Genomic DNA, 21,365 nt, shown 5'->3' on the forward strand with positions numbered 1-21,365 from the left:
TGATGCAAACTCCCTTTTGTCCCAATGGCCACAAAGAACGGAAGGTATGGCCAAGAATGCGGCGTAACGGCGGCCCGCGATGTGCCGGGTCAGCGGCCGTCTTCCTGGAAGGCCCCCGGCCCCGTGCGGCGGTTGGCGGCCGGCTCGGCCGTGCCGTCAAAGGGATTTCTCCAAAAGGCGAATGAGTACGGCCCGCCGCCCGTGGAAGGGGAAGGTGGACGGCGGACCTGTACAAAGGGGCGGTCAGCGCGGACCGAGCTTCTCCACGATGAGCCGGTAGAGCTGCCGCGGCCGCCCCGGCTGCGGCGTGCGGTTCGGCGGGAGCGGCCACGCGAGTCCCTCGTCAACCAGCGTGCGCAGCAACCGCCGAGCCGTCCGCGGTGTCACCCCGAGCATCTTGCCCGCGCCCTCGGCGTCGACGACCGTGTCTCCGCTCTCCAGCTTGGCCGCCAGCCGCGCCAGCACCTCCACGCCCTTGGGCTTGAGCGCGGTCGCGCCCGTAGGCGGCATCCTGGGGGCCGGGATGAGGGCTCGGCCCTCGCGATCCACGGCGAACCCCTGGGCCTGCTTGCCGGCCTGCGTGCGTGCCAGCGCGGCCCGTGCGTGCGCCTCCGCGTCGTGCGTCGTGCGACCCATCCCCACACCTACCTCGACCGCCAGCCCCAGCTCGTCGCGGATCCTGGACGCGAACGGCAGCACCCTGAAGCCGTCGGTGGCCGCCGCGACCGAGCCCCTGGTCGCTATCACCAGGTAGCTGTGGTCGTCGATGGGCCAGACGGTCGCGTTGATGCGGTTCGCCTCCTGCACGAGCAGCCGGTGCAGAGACAGCCGCAGCTCGTCGCGCCAGTAGCGCGGTGCGGCGCGCCGCACCGGCTCGCGCAATGTCGGAACCTCCACCAGCACCACCGTGAGCTGGGACTCCTCCAGCCGGTGGTGGGCGCCCAGCAGCGCCGCCGTGTGCAGCGCCGTGCGCACCGCCGCCGAGGTGGGCCTGACCCTGATGGCCGGCACGCCCGCCGCCTGCAGGCGGTCGGCGACCGCCGGCAGGCACGTCAGCGCACCCGTGGTGGCGCCCTGGCGGGCCAGCCGTTCATGGTAGGCCGCGATCGTGCCAGTGGCTCCTGGCTCGTCGCGACTGTGCACGTCCCCGGCGGGGATGCCGAGATCGGTGTACGCCTCCTCGACGTCGGCTCGGGACACCACGTCGACGCTGACCCGTTGCGGGTCGATGCGCGGATCCAGCGCGGCCTTCGCCAGCGCGGCGACCAAGGCGGCGCCGCCGAGCTGCACGTAGGTCGCGGGCATCGTCAGCACGCCGGAACGCCTGGCCAGGTCATAGGGGACCGGGCTGGCGAACAGGCACGCGTCGACACCGGGACCGAGCCGCGTCACCTTGTCGGGCGCCTCCTGCTCATCGCGGTAGGCGGCCGCCACAAGGCGACAGGGCAGAGGCGCCGCGGCGTGCCCCATCAACATGACGCGCTCGACCAGATCGTGGGGTCCGACCACGCCGATAGTGAGGTCCGGTGTCATCGCACTCGGGCGTGACACTCGTGTTGTTTCTTCGGCCCTCTCGACCAATGTTCGTCCCATCCTGCCGTAAGTTGCAGTGCTCTCTTTTGGAACGATCGCTCGCGAGGGCCGTAATGTCACGCCCGACTTTTCCGGAAAGTCGGCGGTCCCGACCGCGCTACAACAAGTATGGGCAGCTCAGGAGGCATTTCCCGGTGATTTTCAACCCGCAGAAATCTCTCGTGTAATGTCCGCTCCAAGAGCTCGCATTCGCTCGGCGAGATGCGCGTGCCCGCGGTCGATGAGGTATCCCGACTCGATGACCGTCTCGCCCCTCGCGGCGAGTCCGGCGAGCACCAATGCGATGCCCGAACGCAGATCGTGCGCCGTCACCCGAGTGCCCGTCAGCGGGGTGGCGCCGCGGACGATCGCCCGGCTGCCCTCCACCTTCACGTCGGCGCCCATCTTGTTCAGCTCGCCGGCCAGTGCGAACCTGCCGTCGAAGATGCGCTCGTGGATGTAGCTGTGGCCGCCGGCCAGGGCCGCGACCGTCATCATCGGCGACTGCAGGTCGGTGGCGAAGCCGGGATAGGTGTCGGTGATGATGTTGATGGGGCGCAGCGGCCCGTCGCAGCGCACGTTCAGCACGGCGCCCTGCCGGGCGAACTCGACGCCCATCTGCTCCAGCTTGTAGCGGACGACACCGAGATCGAGGCCGGTGCCCACGAGGCTCACCTCGCCCTGCGTGATCGCCGCCGCCATCGCGAAGACGCCCGCGTCGAGCCGGTCGGGCATCACGGTGTGCTCGACCGCGTGCAGCTCCTGGACGCCCTCCACGGTGATGAACCCCGTGCCGCCGCCGCTGATCCGCGCGCCCATCTTGGTGAGCATGTCGATGACGTCGAGCACCTCGGGCTCCAGCGCGGCGTTCTCGATCACGGTCGTGCCGCGGGCCAGCGCGCCGGCCATGATGAGGTTCTCGGTGCCGGTGTGGGAGGGGGTGTCGAGGTAGAGGGTCGCGCCGGTCAGGCCCGAGGCCTTGACGTGGATGACGGTCTCGCCCTCGTCCACGACCGCGCCGAGCCGCTTGTAGCCGAGGTAGTGGAAGTCGAGGTTGCGGCTGCCGAGGTTGCAGCCGCCGACGCCCTCGACGATCGCCTCGCCGAGCCGGTGCAGCAGCGCGGGCGTGAACAGCACCGAGCCACGGAATCGCCGGGCGATCTCGGCGGGCAGGACGGGGCTGTGCAGCCGCGAGGCGTCGATGACCAGCGTGCGCTCGGCCTCGTGCAGCTCGACGTGCGCCCCGACGGTCTCGGCCAGCTCGACCGCGCGGCGGACGTCCTCGATGAGCGGGACGTTCCGCAGCACGGTCCGGCCCTTCGGGACGAGCAGCGCGGCACCGATCATGGGCAGCACGGCGTTCTTCGCGCCCTGGATGAAGGCGGTTCCACGCAGGGCGTTGCCACCGCGCACGCGGTAACGGACCATTCGTGCGGCTCCTCGGAAGTATCAGTCGGCCTTAGACCGGGCCAACAGTAGCCGCTCGCACCGCCTGTCCCGGCCGAATCATCCGTTGAAGGAAGTGCCCGTGATGCGTTCGTAGGCCTCCAGGTAGCGCTGCCTCGTCTGCTCGACCACCTTGTCCGGCAATCGGGGCGGAGGGTTTCCGGAGGATTTGTCCCAACCTGATTCGGGTGAGGCCAGCCAATCCCGTACATATTGTTTGTCGAAGGACGGCTGTCGCCGTCCGGGGCGCCATTCGTCCGCCGGCCAGAACCGCGACGAGTCCGGAGTCAGCACCTCGTCCCCGAGCGTCAGCACGCCGTCGGAGTCCCAGCCCAGCTCGATCTTGGTGTCGGCGACGATGATGCCCCGCTCGCGGGCGATCTCGGCGCCGCGCGTGTAGACGGCGAGCGTGATGCGCCGCAGCGCCTCGGCCGTCTCGGCGCCGACCTCGGCCACCACCTGCTCGAACGAGATGGGCTCGTCGTGCTGGCCCACCGGCGCCTTCGACGAGGGCGTGAAGATCGGCTCGGGCAGCCGGGACCCGTCCTCCAGGCCCGCCGGCAGCCGGATGCCCGACACCATGCCGTCGCGCCGGTAGTCGTCCAGCCCCGACCCCGTCAGGTAGCCGCGCGCCACGCACTCGACCGGCACCATCCGGAGCGGCCGCGACAGCATGCTGCGCGCGTCGGGCCCCGGACCGGCGATGTGGTGGGGCACCACGTCGGCCAGGCGCTCGAACCACCACAGCGACAGCTGCGTCAGGATGGCCCCCTTGTCGGGGATGTCGGGCTCCAGGACGTGGTCGAACGCCGAGATCCGGTCAGAGGCGACCATCAGCAGCAGGCCGTCGTCGGTCTCGTAGAGGTCGCGGATCTTGCCGGAGTGCAGGTGCTTCATTGCGCAGAGTCCGTCCTCGCGATGTCGGTCCGGTGGAAGGAGCCGCGCAGCTCGACCCGCGACACCAGCTCGTAGGCATGGCGGCGCGCGCTCTCCTGGTCGGTCCCGGTGCCGACCACGCTCAGCACCCGCCCGCCGTCGGAGACCACCTCGCCGTCCACCCGCCTGGTGCCGGCGTGGATCACGTACGCGTGCTCGGTCGGCTCCAGCCCCTTGATCACGTCGCCCTTGACCGGCGCCTCGGGGTAGTTCTCGGCGGCGACCACCACGGTCACCGCCGACCCGGCGCGGAAGGCGGGCGGCGCCTGCTCGCCCAGCGTGCCCGTCGCGCAGGCCGTCAGCAGCCCGCCCAGCGGCGTCTCCAGCCGGTCGAGCAGCACCTGCGCCTCCGGGTCGCCGAAGCGCGCGTTGAACTCGACGACCTTCGGCCCCTTCGCGGTCAACGCCAGGCCCACGTAGAGGACGCCCTGGTAGGGCAGGCCGCGCCGGGCCAGCTCACCGATCGTCGGGTGCACGACCTCCTGCATGACCTGCTCGGTCAGCCCCTCGGGCGCCCACGGCAGCGGCGTGTAGGCGCCCATGCCGCCCGTGTTGGGGCCCTCGTCGCCGTCGTAGGCGCGCTTGAAGTCCTGCGCCGGCTGCAGCGCCACCGCGGTGCGCCCGTCGCTCAGCGCGAACAGCGACACCTCCGGCCCGTCGAGGAACTCCTCGATCACCACCCGCTCGCACGCCCGAGCGTGCGCCAGCGCCCGCTCGCGGTCCCCGGTGACGACCACGCCCTTGCCGGCGGCCAGCCCGTCGTCCTTGACCACGTACGGCGCACCGAACTCGTCGAGAGCGGCGGCCGCCTCCTCCTCGGTCACGCACGTCCTGGCCCGCGCCGTCGGCACGCCGGCCGCCGCCATGACCTCCTTGGCGAACGCCTTGGAACCCTCGATCATCGCCGCGTCCCGCGACGGGCCGAAACACGCGATCCCCGCGGCCCGCACCGCGTCAGCCACACCGGCGACCAGCGGCGCCTCGGGCCCCACGACGACCAGGTCGGCCCCCAGCCGCGTGGCCAGCGCGGCCACCTGCTCCGGGTCGGTGGACGTGACGGCGTGCACGGTCGCGATCTCCTCGATGCCCGGATTGCCGGGGGCACAGTGGAGCTCGCTGACCTGCGGGTCGAGCTTGAGTGAACGGCACAGGGCGTGCTCACGCCCTCCGGATCCGATGACTAGAACGCGCACGCGCCCTATTGTCGCAGCTCTCGCCGCTCGCCACCCCCGTGGGTCGGCCGCCTTCGGGCGTTACCGGGTTGACGCCGGCTTGCTGTGGTAACTTGGTGCGGCTGTATGGCGTCTCGTGATGATTGGAGGTGGTCCGGTATGAAACCTGGTGATCCCAGCAGTACGTGCTCTGGCACGTACGCCGCACATACCCCCGACCACTCCAATCCGGCAGCCTGATCGTGCCTCCACGCTTGTGTGTTGATTGAGGTGACCTTTCGTCGCGCGTGGAGCGTGCCAGGTCGGGCGGAAAGGGACCGCCATGCGCTCGTCCACGCTTTTCCGTCGCATCAACCGTCACCCTGTCCAGGTGCACGCCGCCCGTCAGCTTCCCAAGCCTGAGCGGGCCGTCCGCGTGCCCGCCTCCATCGTCGAGTACGGCGCCTACATCGACGGCAAGAAGGCCGACCTCGTCGGCATCCCCGAGTCGCTGCGCCTCGTCCGCGAGCACAACGCCCTGTCCGGCGACTCGCGGGCCTTCCTCTGGGTGGGGCTGCACGAGCCCGAGGCCCCCGAGGTCGAATGGCTCGCCGAGGTGTTCGGCCTGCACCCGCTGGCCGTCGAGGACGCCGTCAAAGCGCACCAGCGCCCCAAGGTCGAGCGTTACGGTGACTCCCTGTTCATGGTCCTCAAGACCATCGCCTACCTCGACCACGACGAGCTGACCGCCTCCAGCGAGATCATCGCGACGGGCGAGATCATGGTGTTCCTGGGCGCCGACTTCGTGGTGACCGTACGGCACGGCGAGCACTGCCCCCTGACCGAGGTGCGCGAGCGCCTGGAGGACCGCCCCGAGCTGATGCAGCGCGGCGCCGCCGGCGTGCTGCACGCCATCGCCGACCACGTCGTCGACCGCTACCTCCAGGTGGCCGACCTCATGCAGCTTGAGCTCGAAGAGGTCGAGGCCACCGTCTTCGCCGACGTCAGCTCCCGTGACATCAACCGCATCTACCAGCTCAAGCGCGAGATGCTGGAGCTGAAGCGGGCGGTCACGCCCCTCCAGAGCCCCCTGTCGGCGCTGCCCCAGCGTCGCGTCATCCCCTCCGAGATGCGCGAGTACTTCCGCGACGTCGGCGACCACCTCTCCCGGGTGTGCGAGCAGGTCGAGTCGTCGAACGAGCTGTGCAGCTCCATCCTCCAGGCTGCCCTGGCCCGCTCGAACGCCCTGGCCAACGAGGACATGCGCAAGATCTCGTCCTGGGTCGCCATCCTGGCCGTGCCCACGATGATCGCCGGCATCTACGGGATGAACTTCGACTTCATGCCCGAGACCAAGCAAGTCTGGGGCTACCCGGCGGTCCTGGCCGTCATGATCACCGCCTGCCTGCTCCTGCACCGCGGCTTCCGCCGCAACGGCTGGCTCTGACCGAAACGTGGAGCGCTCACTCGGTGTCCTTCGGATGTCGAGGCGACGCGTAGATCACCCAGACGGTGCGAGTGGCATCGTCGATGGCATAGCGGACCCGTCCGCCACTGGTGACCTCGAACTCCACTGTTCCAGGTCCTGGCCATCGCGGCGATGAGTGGCGAGGTCACCTCGCAGGCGATGGCGGCGCCCGTAGGACACGCGTGAGCGTGGGTCAGCGCGGAGCGCATCGTAACAGCGGCGTGTGTTGGCCAGGGCGTGACGGCACAGCTCCTCCCATCCGGTGACAGCCTCGCTGGTGCCGAACCGCACGTCCTATTCGTCGTCGGGCGGTGGAACGGTGACCCGGTCCCCGCGCTTCGGGCTCATGGGGAGACCCGGACCGGTCCGAAGTCACCGCTTGTGCCCTTGCGAGCCGCGGCGTATTCGGCGCGGCTGGCCTTGATGCGAGCCGTCGCCCGCCAGCCCGCGATGACCTCCTGGGCGGTGTCGTCGACATCGAGTTCCGCGGCGTCGGAGAGGGCTTCGACCAGTTCGAGGGTGAAGGCGCGCAGCTCATCGAAGGTGAGGGCGCTCACATCGCCATCGTAATTCAGAACGCGTTCTGATACGGAGAACATTCCGAAGTGAAGGGCTCTTGGTCGAGTGACGCCGGGCGACGGTCATCAGGGGACGGCGGTTCCGTGAGTCAGCCGGAGTCAGGGACGCCGGCGTCCCTGACGAAGACTCGTGGGGTTCAGGGCGAAGTAGCCGTGGTTCGCCGACCGGTTGGTGCGCGGTGCGTCCCGCGGGCCGAGGAGGGCGGCGCGGCCGCCCGCCCCGGATGTGCTGCTAGGGACGCAGGTCCAGGGAGATGTGCGGGGACAGCGCGCGGAGGAAGTCGGGCGCGTCGAAGATCTCGCCGGCGGAGGCGACACCGACCGTCCTGGTCCGCCCCGTGAGTATGCGGTCAACCGCTTCCACCACGAGCGGCGCGGTGACGGCGTAGATGTCCTGCCCTGTCGCCACGGCGCGCCGTTCGCTGCCGCCCAAGCGCACGACGACATCGACGAGGAAGGTCTGCGCCGACCGCCCGAGCTCGTCGGCCGGGGCCGGCGTCGGTGTGTCCGGAGTCGAGATGTCCCGGGCCGCTTCCACCGTCATGTAGGTGCGCACCTCGGGGATGGACAGGTGGCTGGGAACGGTGACGATGTCAGCCATCGAGAACTCCCCGATGACGGCTCGGGGCCCCATCGGGTCGGGGAAGGGCCACTCCAGGGTCGGCGGGGCGTCATGGCGGTACTCCACTCGACCGTTCGTGTAGCGGACGCGTTGGCCGCCCCGCCGCTGCCGGGAGACCGCGCCCGCGATCCGTGTCCCGGCGGTGGGGTGCCAACTGCTCAGCCCGTACGCGATGTGCGCCTCGTCGGCCGTCGTCCAGTCGCCCATCGCGGCGGTGGTCAGCAGGTCGCCGAGGCCGCCGTAGAAGGCCATCGCAGGGACGATCACCGCTCCCGCGGCCCGGGCACGGTCCGTGAAGTGCGTGAACGTATCGATGTTGGCCTCGATCTCGGCCGCGACATCCACATACGGGATCCCGGCGCGCAGTGCCGCCTCGATCACGGGAGCGGCCGTCGTGGCGAAGGGGCCGGCACAGTTGATCACGGCCGCCGCGCCGGCCAGTGCGCGGTCGAGCGAGGCCGGGTCATCGACCGACGCCGGGCGGGCCTCCAGTCCGGATTCGGACGCCAGCACCTTCAGCTTGTCGGCGTCGCGTCCGGACAGGACCGGAACGAACCCGCGATCCCGCAACTGCGCCACCACGAAGCGCCCGGTGTGCCCGTACGCGCCGAACACCGCCACCGTCTGCCCTGTTCCCATGGGTCGTCCTCCCAGCTCAAGTCCAGATCCTCTGCTGCGATCTGTTGCGAACATCCTGGCAAAGGTCGGTGCTCTCAGGCGAGCGTCTGGAACGCCATTACCCATACAATTTCGGACATGAGTACTGTCGCGCTGGCCGTCACCGACGGCATGCTGCACTTCGAGCTGTCCTTGGCGTACGAGGTCTTCGGGGCCGACCTGACCGGCGTGGCCGATCCCTGGTACAGCGTCGTCGTCTGCGGGCCGGGTGCCGTGCGGGTCGGCCGGTTCCGGCTGGAGCCCGACCGCGGCCTCGACCACCTCTCGCGCGCCCACACCGTGATCGTCCCGGGCTGGGCCGACATCGATGTGGATCCACCCGCCGACCTGGTCGACGCGGTGCGTGCGGCCCACGAGGCCGGCGCACGGGTGGCCTCCCTCTGCACGGGCGTGTTCGTGCTGGCCGCCGCCGGCCTGCTGGACGGGAAGCGCGCGACCACGCACTGGGAGCACGCCCAGGTCCTGGCCGCCCGCTATCCCCGGGTGGAGGTGGACCCGGACGTCCTGTACGTGGACAACGGCAGCGTGCTCACCTCCGCCGGCAAAGCCGCCGCCATGGACCTGTGCCTGCATCTGGTCCGCCTTGACCATGGGTCCTCTGTCGCCAACGCGGTCGCCCGCCGCCTGGTCGTGCCGCCGCACCGGGACGGCGGCCAGGCCCAGTTCGTCACCACCCCGGTGCCCGCCCCGGACAACCACCCGCTCGCCGAGCTGTTCCCCTGGGTGATCGAACGGCTGGACCGTCCGCTGACCGTGGAAGGCCTGGCCCGCCAGGCGCGGATGAGCTCGCGCAACCTGGGCCGGCACTTCAGGTCGGTGACCGGCACCACCCCGCTGCAATGGTTGCTGAACCAGCGGATCCGCCACGCCCAGGAGCTGCTGGAGACCACCGACGACAGCGTCGACGCCATCGCGGCGGCCACCGGCATGGGCACCGCCACGACACTGCGTCGGCACTTCAACCGCACGGTCGGCGTCCCTCCGGACACCTACCGCCGCACCTTCCGCTCGCGGACCCGCCCCGGCGCGAACGACAGCGGGCACCGCCACCAACGCCCCACAGGGTGATGGGGCGGCAGACTCCCCGAAGCCGCGGTCGGTAGCCCTCGTCCTCCACCAGCCGTCCCCGGCGCTGTGGGCAGTGGAGCGGGGGCGGGAACAATCACGGACCGCCCACGGTTACATGAGTCGTGGCCGGTGTGCCCAGTGTCCCCGGGCCTCACCTATCGCCTTCGCGGAATACCGTTCGGCTGGAGCCGCGTTGTGCCACTCGCCGAGAGGCGACACGCACACCGGTACGCGCACGTGGGACCGAGGGCCCCGCCGGAGAGGATCCGGCGGGCCCTCGTCCGTTGTCAGGGGGTCAGACGGTGACCGGCCGGAGGGGTTCGACGGGGGCGGGAAGGGGAAGGCCGCGGTCGCGCCATAGGTCGCGCATCCGGTCGGGGTAGTCGGTGACGATGCCCGCCACTCCCAGGTCCAGCATCCGCGCCCCGAGCGCCGGGTCGTTGACCGTCCACACGGCCACGTCCAGGCCGGCCGCGGTCGCCTGGGACATCAGCCGTTCGTCCACCATGACGTGCTCGGGCGACAGCGTGGTGGCCCCCGCGTTGCGGGCCGCGGCGGGGATGTCGTCGCCCAGGTCGTCGTGCCAGTGCAAGGTGTCGAGCTCGATCAGCGCGAACCGGGATGTGCCCGGCGCCATGGCCGCCGCGTGGCCGATGACCCGCCAGTCGAAGCTCAGGATCGCCGCGTTGTCCAGCCGGCCGTGCCGTTCGAGCTCGTCCACCACGAGCCGGGTGAACAGCTCCGGATCGGCCGTCAGCGCGGGCCTGGTCGGGTCGGACTTGAGCTCCACGTGCAGCCGCACCCCGTCGGCCTCGTAGGCGTTGACCAGCCCGAGCACCGCGCCGAGCGTGGGCATCCGGGTCTCCGGCATCGGGAGCTGGGTGGGGGCGAAGGGGTCGTCCGGCCGGCTCGGCAGCCGGACGCCCACGTCGAGGGTGCGCAACTGCGCCAGCGTCAGCGAGTTGATCGGCTTGCCGACGTAGGGGAAGCTCGGGTCGTCCGGCCGGACCGGCCGCGTGTCGGCGCTCGTCACGGCCGAGACCGTGAGATCGTGCGTGAGCACGAGCCGTCCGTCGGCGGTGAGCGCGACGTCGAGCTCGAGCGCGTGCACCCCGAGCTCCATCGTGCGGATCAGACCTGGCAGCGTGTTCTCGGGCCACAGGCCCCTCGCTCCCCGATGACCGTGTATCTCAACGCGCACACCGGGACCCTACCCTGGCAGCCGCCCCGCCCCGTGAGTCGCCACGCCGCGCCCCTTTTGTGGTCGTACGCCCGAGAGATGCCGATCGGGCCGGGCGCCGGTGTCCGGCATCGGGTGCCGTGTGATGGTGAGGTGCACTTTGCCGGGTAGACACCCTTTTGCATGGATAGATGTCATATCCCTGCCCTACGCTGATCGCCATGACGCAGGCTGTCAGAACGGTCAGGCCCGAGACCGTGCGGGCGTGGGTGGACGGCTGGGTGATCTCCCGCAACGCCCCCGGCCCGGTGCGCGAGCCGTGGGGCGTGCGCGTCGACGTCGGCCTCCCGGGCCACCTGTCCCGCCACATCGTCCCGTCGCCCACCCCGGCGACGCTGCGCCACCTGACGGCCGTGCTGGACGCCCCCGGCACGTGGCTGAAGCTGTGCGCCCCGGCCGAGGCCGTGGAGCGCTGGCTGCCGCCGTCGTGGGCGGTGCAGGAGCCGGAGTTCATGATGACCGCCGAACTGGAGGAGGCGCCCGTGACGGCGCCTCCCGGCTACACGCTGGCCCTCACCACCCGCGCCGGCGTCACGGTCGCCCGGCTCCTCACGCAGGCGGGCGAGGTGGCGGCGCGGGGCCAGCTCGCCATCGCGGGCGGCACGGCCGTCGTCGACCAGGTCGAGACGGCCGGCCACCACCGGCGCCGCGGCCTGGGCACCGTCGTCATGAGGGCGCTGGCCGCCCACGCCGCAGCGGGCGGGGCCGGCACGGGAGTTCTCGTGGCCACCCCGGCCGGCCGCTCGCTCTACGAGACGCTCGGCTGGTGCGTCCACACCCCGATGACGGCCGCCGTCCTCACCGTCTGATGGCGGTCCCGCGGTCAGGTGAGCGAGCGCAGCACCAGCGTGGCGTCCCGCGCGGGACCGACGCCGACGGCGGAGATCGGCGCGCCGCTCATCTCCTCCAGGGCCCGCACGTACGCCTGCGCGTTCGGCGGCAGGTCGTCGAACGTCTTGGCTTCCGAGATGTCCTCCTGCCAGCCCGGGAACTCCTCGTAGACCGGCTTGGCGTGGTGGAAGTCGGTCTGCGTCATCGGGATCTCCTCGTGCCGCACCCCGTCCACCTCGTAGGCCACGCACACCGGGATCCGCTCCAGCCCGGACAGCACGTCCAGCTTGGTCAGGAAGTAGTCGGTGACGCCGTTGATCCGCGTCGCGTACCGGGCGATGACCGCGTCGAACCAGCCGGTGCGACGGTTGCGCCCCGTCGTCGTGCCGAACTCGGCGCCCGTCTGCCGCAGCCACTCGCCCGTCTCGTCGGTCAGCTCCGTCGGGAACGGGCCCGAGCCGACGCGCGTCGTGTACGCCTTGACGATGCCGATCACCTTCGACAGCCGCGTCGGCGGGATGCCGGACCCGGCACAGGCGCCGCCCGAGGTGGGCGAGGAGGAGGTGACGAACGGGTAGGTGCCGTGGTCGATGTCCAGCAGCGTGCCCTGGCCGCCCTCCAGCAGCACGAACTTGCCGTCGTCCAGCGCCTTGCTCAGCACCAGCGACGTGTCGGCGATGTGCGGGCGCAGCCGCTCGGCGTAGCCCAGGTACTCCTCCACGACCGCGCCGGCGTCGATGCCGCGCCGGTTGTAGACCTTGGTCAGCAACTGGTTCTTCTCGGTCAGCGCGACCTCGATCTTCTTGGCCAGGATGCCGGGGTCGAGCAGGTCCTGGACCCGCACGCCCATCCGGTAGATCTTGTCGCCGTACGCGGGGCCGATGCCCCGGCCCGTCGTGCCGATCTTGGCCTTGCCGAGGTAGCGCTCGCTGACCTTGTCCAGCGCCCGGTGGTGGGGCATGATCAGGTGCGCGTTGGCGGAGATCAGCAGCCGCTCGGCGGAGATGCCCCGCGCGGCGAGCCCGTCGATCTCCTCCAGCAGCACGCGCGGGTCGATCACGACGCCGTTGCCGATCACCGGCACCACGTCGGGCGACAGGATTCCCGTGGGCAGCAGGTGGAGCGCGTACTTCTGGTCGCCGATGACCACGGTGTGGCCCGCGTTGTTGCCACCCTGGTAGCGGACGACGTAGTCGACGTCGCCACCGAGCAGGTCGGTGGCCTTGCCCTTGCCCTCATCGCCCCACTGGGCGCCCACGAGAACGACAGCCGGCATGGTTCTAGTCTCCCGAGCACAAAAGTAAACCCCTGGCGCAAGCGCGACAGGGGCTCTTGCGTGCAGAGACTACCCGACTGTGCCTATCTGTCCCAAGGGCTAGTCGCCCGCGAGCGCGTCGTAGGCGGCCCGGTCGCTGTCCTTGAGGAACTGCACGCACCGCTCGGCCTCGTCCTTCTCGCCGATGGCCTGGGCGGCCCTGGCCAGCGAGTAGAGGCAGCGCAGGAAGCCGCGGTTGGGCTCGTGCTCCCACGGGATCGGCCCGTGTCCCTTCCAGCCGCTGCGGCGCAACTGGTCGAGCCCACGGTGGTAGCCGGTGCGGGCGAAGGCGTAGGAGGTGACCGCGTGCCCCTGCGCGAAGTACTCCTCCGCGAGCGCCGCCCACGCCGCCGGGTAGGCGGGGAAACGGGCGGCCACGTCGGAGGCCTTGGCCCCGGCCTCGAGCGCCTCCCTGGCCTCGGGCAGGTCCGGCAGGCGAGTCGGGGGCGGCCCGGCGAGAAGGTTATCCATAGGACAAGTCATACCCGCCGGGCCCCGAGCGTGGCTAGGAGATCTTCGTCCCGGCGCTCTTGAGGTGCTCGCACGCCTCGCGCACGCGGGTGGCCATCCCGACCTCGGCCGCCTTGCCGTAGGAGCGAGGATCGTAGGTCTTCTTGTTGCCGACGTCACCGTCGACCTTCAGTACGCCGTCGTAGTTGCGGAAGATGTGGTCGGCGATCGGCCTGGTGAAGGCGTACTGGGTGTCGGTGTCGATGTTCATCTTGACGACGCCGTAGGAGATCGCCTCGTGGATCTCGTCCAGCGACGAGCCGGAGCCGCCGTGGAAGACCAGGTCGAACGGCTTGTCCTTGCCGTGCTTGGCGCCGACGGCCTCCTGGATGTCCTTCAGCACGCTCGGCCGCAGCTTGACGTGCCCGGGCTTGTAGACGCCGTGCACGTTGCCGAACGTGGCGGCCAGCATGTAGCGGCCCCTGTCGCCGAGCCCCACCGCCTCGGCCGTGGCCAGCGCGTCGTCGGTGGTGGTGTAGAGCTTCTCGTTGATCTCGCCGACGACGCCGTCCTCCTCGCCGCCGACCACGCCGATCTCCATCTCCATGATGATCCGGGCGCGGGCGCACTTGTCGAGCAGCTCCTGGGCGATCTCCAGGTTCTCCTCCAGGGGTACGGCCGAGCCGTCCCACATGTGCGACTGGAACAGCGGGTCGAGGCCCTTGGAGACCCGTTCGAGGGAGATCTCGACGAGCGGCCGCATGAAGCCGTCCAGCTTGTTCTTCGGACAGTGGTCGGTGTGCAGCGCCACCGTCACCGGGTACTTGGCGGCCACCACGCGGGCGTACTCCGCCAACGCCGTGGCGCCGGTCACCATGTCCTTGACCGAGGCGCCCGACAGGAACTCCGCGCCACCGGTGGACACCTGGACGATGCCGTCGCTCTCGGCCTCGGCGAAGCCGCGCAGCGCCGCGTTGAGAGTCTGAGAGGAGGTCACGTTGATGGCCGGGTAGGCGAATCCGCCCGACTTGGCCCGGTCGAGCATCTCGGCGTAGACCTCTGGAGTGGCTATCGGCATGATTCGTCTCCCTGTGAAGTAAGGCTCCGCGCAGCCCAGTATCCCCGTCCGGTACCCCGTGTGGTAGAGACAACGCTCCCCGGCGTGCCCGCCGGAGATGTCCGCAACCGCCCGCGCGCTGGCCCTTCGAGCCCCTGTGGTACGGGTAGGCTCAGCCTGTGGATTGGCTCCTGAATCTTCTCGACCCGACGTGGTGGCTCACCATTCTCGGCGCGTTCGCCACAGTCGGCGTGCTGGCCATCATCTTCGCCGAGACGGGTCTGCTCCTCGGCTTCTTCCTGCCGGGTGACTCGCTCCTGGTGGCCGCGGGGATTTTCAGTTCGGCGTCCGTGGCGTACGGCATGGGCATCGAGCCGTTGTCGTTCCCGGTGCTGTTGATCGGCACCCCGCTGTGCGCGATCGCGGGCGCCCAGCTCGGCCACTTCCTGGGGGCCCGCTTCGGGCGACGGCTCTTCGACAAGCCCGACTCGCGGCTGTTCAAGCGCGAGCACGTCGACCGGGCCGAGGAGTTCTTCGAGAAGTTCGGGCCGGCCAAGGCCGTGGTGCTGGCCCGGTTCGTGCCGATCGTCCGCACGTTCATGAACCCGGTGGCCGGCGTGCTGGAGATGACGAGCCGCCGCTTCTTCGTGTGGAACATCGTCGGCGGCGTGGTCTGGACCGAGGGGCTGCTCGTCCTCGGCCACTACCTCGGCAACCGGGTCGATCCCAAGCAGATCGACAAGTACATCCTGCCCGGCGTCTTCCTCATCGTGTTCATCTCGCTGATCCCGATCTTCGTCGAGGTCGTCAAGCGCCGCCGGGCGGCCAAGGTCGTGGTCGTGCCCACCGGCAAGCACCACCGCATCCCGTCGAGCACCGAGGGCCCCTAGCCGCAGGCTTCTGGCGCGGTACCCTCCCTGTGTGGGACGCCACAGGTCAGATCCGATGGGCCTCGCCCGCCTCGCGCTCGCCGTCCTGGCAGCCGCGATGGTGGTGACGCTCCTGGTCATCGGCGGGCGTGCGCTCTTCGCGCAGCTCGACACGCCGGAGCGACCCGGTCTTGGCCGGCAGGCCCGGACCGCCACCGCGCAGCCTCCCTCGGCCGCCGCCCAGGTGCCGACCGTCCGCATCGAGTGCGTGGCCGACACCTGCCCGCTCGTCACGGTCCGCGTGCCCGGCGGTGACGTGCTGCAGTACCGCGACATGAGCAGGGGCGAGGAGGTCAGCTACTTCGAGCCCGAACTCGACGTGGTGCTCACCGACGCGGCCACGGTCCGGGTCACCGCGAACGGCACGCCGCGCCCCCAGGGCGACCCGGGCGAACGCGAGGCGTTCACCGTCCAGGGCTCCTGACCTCACTCAGCCTCACAGGCCGAGGTCCGCCAGGGTGTAGGCGCTGCGGTAGTCGAGGCCCTCGCCGGCCATGCGCTCCGCCGCGCCGCGGTCGACGATCGTGGCCACCGCCACCACCTCCGCGCCCGCCTCGCGCAGCGCCTCCACGGCGGTCAGCGGGGACGAGCCGGTCGTCGAGGTGTCCTCCACCACGAGCACGCGGCGCCCGGCGACGTCCGGACCCTCGATCCGGCGCTGCAGCCCGTGCGCCTTCTGCGCCTTGCGCACCACGAACGCGTCCAGCTCACGCCCCCGCGCCGCCGCGGCGTGCAGCATGGCCGTGGCCACCGGGTCCGCGCCCAGCGTCAGCCCGCCCACCGCGTCGAAGGCCAGGTCCTCGGTCAGGTCCAGCATCACCCGGCCGACCAGGGGCGCGGCCGTGCCGTCCAGCGTGATGCGGCGCAGGTCGAGGTAGAAGTCCGCCTCCCGTCCGGAGGAGAGCACGACCTTGCCGTGCACCACGGCCTTCTTCTTGATCTCGGCCAGGAGGTTGTCGCGATCCGTCATGCGCCCAAGCTTATGGGCCCCCACCTGGGTCGCGATCGGGCACCTGGAGGTCATGGCGGGTTATCGGTTTAGCCGGGGCGGTGGGTGCGGAATGAATGCGCTCGGCAACTTTCGGTAATCATGAGGTGACCATGCGTGTCGAACCACCGCAGAGCGACGCCGACCTGCTCAAGGCGGTCGCGGCCGGCGACGCGTGGGCGTACGAGGAGCTCCGCGAGCGCCACGCGGCCGCCGCCCGCGCCCTGGCCCGCCGGCTCGTCCGGGGGGAGACCGAGGCCGAGGACGTGGTGGCCGAGTCGTTCACCAGGGTCCTCGACCTGGTGGGCCGGGGTGCCGAGCCCGGGGCGGCCTTCCGGGTCCACCTGCTGGCGGTGGTGCGCCGCACGGTCCACGACCGGGCCAGGATCGCGGGCGGGTCCTCGCCGGAGCCGTTCGGCCCGTTCGTGGACGCGGCCCTCGTCGGGCTGCGGGGCGCGATGCTCGCCCGGGCGTTCCTGTCGCTGCCGGAGCGGTGGCAGGCGGTGCTCTGGCACGTCGAGGTGGAGAGGTCCAGACCCGCCGACGTGGCGCCGCTGCTCGGCCTGCCGCCCGACGGCGTACGGGCCCTCACCGGCCGCGCCCGCGCGGAACTGCGCCGTGCCTACCTCCGTACGCACCTGTCCGCGCCGCACCCCGAGCCGTGCGGGCCGTACCTCGGCCTGCTGGCCGACCACGTCGTGAACGACCTGCCGCGGCGCGCGGTGCGGGAGGTCGAGGGGCACGTCGAGGGCTGTCCCGAGTGCCGTGCGGTCATGACGGAGCTGTACGACCTCGAACGCGATCCCCGTGGCGTCCTCGGCCCGCTCCTGGTCGGCCCGGTCTTCCCGACCTACAGCGCGACACTCCCGAGAACCCGCCTCACCCGCGCCGAGACCGTGCGAAGCGTCCCGATCCTCCGCGACCAGCCGGCCGTCACCACAGGCGTCCCCCAGCGGTCAGCCGCCCTCACCGGCGGCGACGCGGCCCTCGGTGACCGGCGGGCCCACCCCACGATCACGCACGCGGCACGTCCCACCCCCTCCGCCGCCCCACACGAGGACCAGCCCGCCCACGCCGGGCCCCCGCGGTCGGGGCGACCTGCCGAGGACGCCGCCAGACAGCCGGAACAGCCTGCTCAGGAGGGCGCCCAGGCGCCAGTCACCCCGGTCGAGGGCGGCGAGGTAGTGCCGGGTGAGGGCGGCGAAGGTGTGCCGGGTGAAGGCGGGGAGGTCGCCCCGGTCGAGGGCGGGGAGGTCGTGCCGGTCGAGGGCGGCGGGGTCGTGCCGGGTGAGCGGGGCGGGGTCGTGCCGAGTGAGGGCGGCGGGGTCGTGTTGGGCGAGCGGGGCGGGGGCGTGCAGGGCGTTCCGGGCGGCGCCGGGTCCGGTGTGGTGGTGGGGCGGCGGTCGCGGGGGCGGTTCCGGCGTGTCGTCGCGGACCGGCGGGTGCGGGCGGCGGGGTGCGCCGCCGTCGCCGTCACCTCGGCCGCCGCCTTCGCGCTCATCGCCGGCACGCGGCCGGACGGGCGGCCCGCATCGTCGTCGGTGGTCCATCCCCTGGTGTCCGTACAGCCCCCGCCCACCCTGCTGCCCACCCTGCCCCCCACCCCGCCGCCCGCCGCACCCACCCCCGAGGCGATCCCCGAGCACGCGGCGGCCCCGGCCGGCCGCCCAAGGCTCCAGGCGTCGATCGACCCGGCGGGATCGCTGGTGCCGTCCCGGCCCGGCATCGTGGCGGTCCGCCTGCGCAACATCGGCGACGGGCCGAGCAGGGCGCTGGAGGCACTCGTCCACCTCCCGCCCGGCGTCACCCTGTCCCCATCGGGCCCGCACATCCACGGCCCCGGAGCCGGGCCCAGCGCCCGCCGCGGCACCGCTCCGAGCGTCGAAGAATCCACCCACGAGAGCACCGACCCGAGCGCCGGCCGGCCCACCCGTCCGAACACCGGTTCGGCCACCGGTCCAGCCCCCGGTTCGGCCACCGGTCCGGCCACCGGTCCGGCCACCGGTCCGGCCACCGGTCCGGCCACCGGTCCGGCCACCGGTCCGGCCACCGGTCCGGCCACCGGTCCGGCCACCGGTCCGGCCACCGGCCGAAGCGCCGACCGGGCCGGCGGCCCGAGCGCCGGCCTCCGGACGGGGGGTCGTCACAGGGCGAGGTTCGTGGGGCCGGCGGGGACGGGGGACGGGTGGACGTGCCGGGCCGTGTGGCAGGGCGCGCGGTGCGCCAGGGAGCCGCTGGAGGCCGGGGGCCGGACGGCGGTGTTCCTGCGGGTCCAGGTGGCCCCCGACGCCCCCACCGGACACGGACCGTCCGTACGCCTGAAGGCGGGCCCTCTCCAGGTGACCGCACGGGCGGCGGCGGGGGTGCGGCCGGGAGGCGCGCCGGCGAGGTTCGCGGCCGACGGCCGGGTGACGGCCATGGCGGTCGGCAACTCCCTGCTGTCCTGCCCCGCCGAACGCGCCGGCTGCGCCGAGGCCAGGCAGCGCGCGGGCGACAGGCGGGACAACGACCTGTGGCCCCTGGTCCCGCTGGACGAGGACGCGGTGCCCGCCACGACCGCCTCCAGCGGCGCCGAGCTCCGGCTGCCCCGAGGCAGCCGGGTGGTCTGGGCCGGGCTCTACTGGTCGGCCGCCTCGCGGACGCCGGGCAGGCCGATCAAGTTCAGGACGCCGGGACAGCGGCGATACGTCGTCGTCCGTCCCGACGAGGTGATGGCCAGGGAGCTGCCTGCGGGGGCCGGCTACCAGGCCTTCGCCGACGTGACCGGGCTCGTCGGCAACGCGCGGAAGGAGGGCGCGTGGTGGGCGGCGGACCCGCCGATGGAACCGGGCGCCTCACGGCACGCGGGGTGGAGCCTGGTGGTCGTCGCGACCGGCCCCGCGCTGCCGTACGGCCGGGCGGTGGTCCTCGACACCGCCACGGTGACGGGCGGTGCGGAGGGCGACCTGCGCCTGCCCCTCGGCGGCCTCACCCCCGCCTGGACCTCCCCGCCCGAGCCCACCCGAGGCTCCTCGACGCACGCGCCCACGCGCCACCCCGAGCCCTTGGCGCGCCCGGCCGGAGCGTCGGCGGGCGAGACCGGCTCCCCGGTCCGCCGTGCCGAGGTGCGGGGTGTGCGGGCGGCAGGGGGGAGTGCCGAGTCGGGGCGTGGACGGGGTGGGGGCGCAGGGGGTGGGCGGGTTCCCGCCCGTGTCGAGTTGGTGGTGTGGGAGGGGGACGCCGGACTCGACGGTGACGGTGTCTCGGCCGGAGAGGGGCCGCTCGCCCCCGTGGGCGGCGACCGTGACCCGGCCGACGTCTTCGACGGCTCCGCGAACGGCGCGCAGGGGACGACGTTCGGGGTGGACGTCGACACCTTCCACACCGCGCTGGGGGAGGAGCCGGTCTTGACGATCGCGGCCGAGCGGGATGTGCTGCTGTTCGGGGTGGTCGCGGTGAGCGTGCGTGCCCGCCCCTGACCATAATGTGGACAAACTGGTACGGTCTCCCTGGATCGGCCGGTCCACCGGCGGGCGGGGGGCGAATCGTCGGGATTAACCTCGCGCGATCACCTGCTTTCACTACCCTGAGAGAGGGCCGCCACGTCCGGCTCTGACGGTGCAGAGCCAGTGAGGTCGGACCACCAGGAAAGGGGCGGTTTCAGTGGATCGCTGCGCGCTGTTCGTGGACGCTGGCTATCTGCTGGCCGACGGCGCGATGGCCGTGCACGGTACCCGCCATCGCGAAGCCGTCTCCTGGGACTATCCGGGGCTGCTCCAGCTGATGACCGGCCTGTCGCGCGAGCGCACCGGGCTGCCGTTGCTGCGGTGCTACTGGTACGAGGCGACCGTCGAGGGGCGCCGCACCCCGGAGCACGACGCGCTGGCCGACATCCCGGGTCTGAAGCTGCGCCTGTCGCGCATCCGGCCGGGCCGCCGTGAGGGCGTCGACGCCCAGGTTCACCGCGATCTGATGACGCTCGCCCGCAACAACGCCATCTGCGACGCCGTCGTGGTCAGCGGCGACGAGGACCTCACCCAGGTCGTCTGCGACGCGCAGGACCTCGGCATCCGGGTGACGGTGGTGCACATCGCCGCCGAGGGCGGCTGGGCCGTCTCACGCACCTTGCGGCAGGAGGGCGACGACCTCATCGAGCTCGGCGCGACCCACCTGCGGCCGTACGTCACCCTGGTGACCGGCATCAGCGAGCCCTCGTCCAACGGCCACCACCAGCCGCTCAGCAACGGCCACGCCGCCACGCACGCGCTTCCGCCCGCACCGCCCCCGTCGTCGTCGGCCTCGGCGCCCGGTTCGCTGCCCGCCTCGCTGCCGACCCCGCCGCAGAGCAGCGGCAGCCACGCGGCCCCGCCCCGCTCGTCGTCCCACGGCGCTCCCACCCACGGCTCCCACGACTCCTCCGCGCACAACTCTTCGGCGCACAATTCGTCGGCGCACGGTCAGTCCGGACACAGCTCGCCCGCGCACGGTCCCGCCACACCCGCCATCCCGCCCGCCGTCCCGTCCGGCGACGGCGGCTCGTCCGCCGGCCACGGTCAGGGCTCCACGCCGTCGGCGCTGCCCAGCTACTACCAGCAGGAGCCGCCGCCCCAGCCCCCGGCGACCGGGCCGATCCAGCAGCAGCCGCAGACGCCGACCACCGGCCAGTTCACGATGCCGTCGTCCAACGGCACCTACCAGCCCTCGCAGCTCGGCGCCTACACCGGCCCGCAGCCCGCGCCGGTCCCGCCGGCCTCCGCGAAGGGCGGCGCCACCACGCTGGCCGACGCCGTCAAGGCCGCCCACCGTGAAGGCCACGACTTCGGCGAGTCCGTCGCCCGTGACGCGCCGGCCCTCTGGCTGGAGGCCGTGCTCGCGCGCAAGCCCCGCATGCCGTCCGACCTGGAGGCCCGGCTGCTGCAGGGTTCGTCGCTGCCGATCGACTTCCTGCTGCACGACGAGGTCCGCCACGCCCTGCGCCGCGGCTTCTGGGACGCCCTGGAACGGGCCAGGCAATGACCCGCCAGACCCGCACCCACGGCACGGCGTAGCGGCTGCCT

The 21,365-nt window shown here is 71.9% G+C and carries 18 protein-coding genes; 7 read left to right on the forward strand and 11 right to left on the reverse strand.

Going from position 1 to position 21,365, the window contains the following annotated elements; genetic code table 11:
• Positions 1-243 precede the first annotated feature (243 nt).
• The 4 genes from FHU36_RS14890 to purD all read right to left on the reverse strand — a co-directional run bounded on the left by FHU36_RS14890 (position 244) and on the right by purD (position 5,147).
• Positions 244-1,533, reverse strand: coding sequence for a GTP cyclohydrolase IIa (locus FHU36_RS14890; RefSeq protein WP_185084262.1), 1,290 nt, complete (start codon positions 1,531-1,533; stop codon positions 244-246).
• A 201-nt stretch (positions 1,534-1,734) separates the two neighbouring features.
• Positions 1,735-3,000, reverse strand: coding sequence for a UDP-N-acetylglucosamine 1-carboxyvinyltransferase (murA, locus tag FHU36_RS14895; RefSeq protein ID WP_185084263.1), 1,266 nt, complete (start codon positions 2,998-3,000; stop codon positions 1,735-1,737).
• A 78-nt stretch (positions 3,001-3,078) separates the two neighbouring features.
• The gene (locus tag FHU36_RS14900) at positions 3,079-3,915 is read right to left on the reverse strand and encodes a phosphoribosylaminoimidazolesuccinocarboxamide synthase (RefSeq protein ID WP_185084264.1); all 837 of its coding nucleotides are present in this window, start codon (positions 3,913-3,915) and stop codon (positions 3,079-3,081) included.
• Positions 3,912-5,147 (reverse strand): phosphoribosylamine--glycine ligase, encoded by a 1,236-nt coding sequence (purD, locus tag FHU36_RS14905; protein WP_185084265.1) that lies wholly within the window; start codon positions 5,145-5,147, stop codon positions 3,912-3,914. Before purD ends, FHU36_RS14900 begins: the two co-directional genes overlap by 4 nt.
• Before the next feature lie 349 nt (positions 5,148-5,496).
• Between purD and corA the strand changes: the two genes are divergently transcribed.
• Positions 5,497-6,552, forward strand: coding sequence for a magnesium/cobalt transporter CorA (corA, locus tag FHU36_RS14910; protein ID WP_312891594.1), 1,056 nt, complete (start codon positions 5,497-5,499; stop codon positions 6,550-6,552).
• A gap of 365 nt (positions 6,553-6,917) precedes the next feature.
• Here corA and FHU36_RS14915 read toward each other — a convergent pair whose 3' ends face one another.
• Both FHU36_RS14915 and FHU36_RS14920 read right to left on the reverse strand, forming a co-directional pair.
• Positions 6,918-7,130 carry a hypothetical protein gene (locus FHU36_RS14915; protein WP_185084267.1) on the reverse strand — a complete coding sequence of 71 codons (213 nt, stop codon included), beginning with the start codon at positions 7,128-7,130 and terminating at the stop codon, positions 6,918-6,920.
• A 253-nt stretch (positions 7,131-7,383) separates the two neighbouring features.
• A complete protein-coding gene (locus FHU36_RS14920; RefSeq protein WP_185084268.1) occupies positions 7,384-8,412 on the reverse strand; it encodes a saccharopine dehydrogenase family protein in 1,029 nt (342 codons plus the stop codon).
• 117 nt (positions 8,413-8,529) lie between these two features.
• On the opposite strand from FHU36_RS14920, the gene FHU36_RS14925 reads away from it, so the two are divergent.
• Positions 8,530-9,519: a helix-turn-helix domain-containing protein gene (locus tag FHU36_RS14925; protein ID WP_185084269.1), complete on the forward strand. Its 990-nt coding sequence runs from the start codon at positions 8,530-8,532 to the stop codon at positions 9,517-9,519.
• A gap of 295 nt (positions 9,520-9,814) precedes the next feature.
• On the opposite strand, the gene FHU36_RS14930 is transcribed toward FHU36_RS14925, so the two are convergent.
• Positions 9,815-10,720 (reverse strand): glycerophosphodiester phosphodiesterase family protein, encoded by a 906-nt coding sequence (locus FHU36_RS14930; protein WP_185084270.1) that lies wholly within the window; start codon positions 10,718-10,720, stop codon positions 9,815-9,817.
• Positions 10,721-10,920: 200 nt separating this feature from the next.
• Between FHU36_RS14930 and FHU36_RS14935 the strand changes: the two genes are divergently transcribed.
• Complete coding sequence (locus FHU36_RS14935; RefSeq protein WP_185084271.1) at positions 10,921-11,568, forward strand: GNAT family N-acetyltransferase; 648 nt, start codon at positions 10,921-10,923, stop codon at positions 11,566-11,568.
• A gap of 14 nt (positions 11,569-11,582) precedes the next feature.
• Here the strand turns inward: FHU36_RS14935 and FHU36_RS14940 are convergent, their stop codons facing one another.
• From FHU36_RS14940 to fbaA, 3 genes are all read right to left on the reverse strand, one after another.
• Positions 11,583-12,866 carry an adenylosuccinate synthase gene (locus FHU36_RS14940; protein ID WP_185084272.1) on the reverse strand — a complete coding sequence of 428 codons (1,284 nt, stop codon included), beginning with the start codon at positions 12,864-12,866 and terminating at the stop codon, positions 11,583-11,585.
• A 99-nt stretch (positions 12,867-12,965) separates the two neighbouring features.
• Positions 12,966-13,376 (reverse strand): DUF3151 domain-containing protein, encoded by a 411-nt coding sequence (locus FHU36_RS14945; protein WP_221495894.1) that lies wholly within the window; start codon positions 13,374-13,376, stop codon positions 12,966-12,968.
• A 34-nt stretch (positions 13,377-13,410) separates the two neighbouring features.
• Positions 13,411-14,433, reverse strand: a complete 1,023-nt coding sequence (gene fbaA / locus FHU36_RS14950; RefSeq protein ID WP_185084274.1) for a class II fructose-bisphosphate aldolase — start codon at positions 14,431-14,433, stop codon at positions 13,411-13,413.
• A gap of 158 nt (positions 14,434-14,591) precedes the next feature.
• Here fbaA and FHU36_RS14955 point away from each other — a divergent pair, with 158 nt between their 5' ends.
• Entirely contained in the window at positions 14,592-15,302 is a 711-nt protein-coding gene (locus FHU36_RS14955; protein WP_312891595.1) for a DedA family protein, read from the forward strand.
• A 31-nt stretch (positions 15,303-15,333) separates the two neighbouring features.
• Positions 15,334-15,765 (forward strand): hypothetical protein, encoded by a 432-nt coding sequence (locus FHU36_RS14960; protein ID WP_185084275.1) that lies wholly within the window; start codon positions 15,334-15,336, stop codon positions 15,763-15,765.
• Positions 15,766-15,777: 12 nt separating this feature from the next.
• On the opposite strand, the gene pyrE is transcribed toward FHU36_RS14960, so the two are convergent.
• Positions 15,778-16,311: an orotate phosphoribosyltransferase gene (pyrE, locus tag FHU36_RS14965; protein WP_185084276.1), complete on the reverse strand. Its 534-nt coding sequence runs from the start codon at positions 16,309-16,311 to the stop codon at positions 15,778-15,780.
• 131 nt (positions 16,312-16,442) lie between these two features.
• Here pyrE and FHU36_RS14970 point away from each other — a divergent pair, with 131 nt between their 5' ends.
• Entirely contained in the window at positions 16,443-19,787 is a 3,345-nt protein-coding gene (locus FHU36_RS14970) for a sigma-70 family RNA polymerase sigma factor (RefSeq protein ID WP_185084277.1), read from the forward strand.
• A gap of 184 nt (positions 19,788-19,971) precedes the next feature.
• Positions 19,972-21,324 (forward strand): NYN domain-containing protein, encoded by a 1,353-nt coding sequence (locus FHU36_RS14975; RefSeq protein WP_185084278.1) that lies wholly within the window; start codon positions 19,972-19,974, stop codon positions 21,322-21,324.
• The last annotated feature ends 41 nt before the right edge of the window (positions 21,325-21,365 follow it).

This window comes from Nonomuraea muscovyensis, assembly GCF_014207745.1.
Classification (GTDB): Bacteria; Actinomycetota; Actinomycetes; order Streptosporangiales; family Streptosporangiaceae; genus Nonomuraea; species Nonomuraea muscovyensis.

Excerpts from the sequence above, each read along its gene's own strand:
- FHU36_RS14890 (WP_185084262.1), bottom strand. The coding sequence starts at position 1,533 with ATGACACCGGACCTCACTATCGGCGTGGTCGGACCCCACGATCTGGTC.
- murA (WP_185084263.1), bottom strand. The coding sequence starts at position 3,000 with ATGGTCCGTTACCGCGTGCGCGGTGGCAACGCCCTGCGTGGAACCGCC.
- FHU36_RS14900 (WP_185084264.1), bottom strand. The coding sequence starts at position 3,915 with ATGAAGCACCTGCACTCCGGCAAGATCCGCGACCTCTACGAGACCGAC.
- FHU36_RS14920 (WP_185084268.1), bottom strand. The coding sequence starts at position 8,412 with ATGGGAACAGGGCAGACGGTGGCGGTGTTCGGCGCGTACGGGCACACC.
- FHU36_RS14925 (WP_185084269.1), top strand. The coding sequence starts at position 8,530 with ATGAGTACTGTCGCGCTGGCCGTCACCGACGGCATGCTGCACTTCGAG.
- FHU36_RS14935 (WP_185084271.1), top strand. The coding sequence starts at position 10,921 with ATGACGCAGGCTGTCAGAACGGTCAGGCCCGAGACCGTGCGGGCGTGG.
- FHU36_RS14940 (WP_185084272.1), bottom strand. The coding sequence starts at position 12,866 with ATGCCGGCTGTCGTTCTCGTGGGCGCCCAGTGGGGCGATGAGGGCAAG.
- FHU36_RS14945 (WP_221495894.1), bottom strand. The coding sequence starts at position 13,376 with ATGGATAACCTTCTCGCCGGGCCGCCCCCGACTCGCCTGCCGGACCTG.
- fbaA (WP_185084274.1), bottom strand. The coding sequence starts at position 14,433 with ATGCCGATAGCCACTCCAGAGGTCTACGCCGAGATGCTCGACCGGGCC.
- pyrE (WP_185084276.1), bottom strand. The coding sequence starts at position 16,311 with ATGACGGATCGCGACAACCTCCTGGCCGAGATCAAGAAGAAGGCCGTG.
- FHU36_RS14970 (WP_185084277.1), top strand. The coding sequence starts at position 16,443 with ATGCGTGTCGAACCACCGCAGAGCGACGCCGACCTGCTCAAGGCGGTC.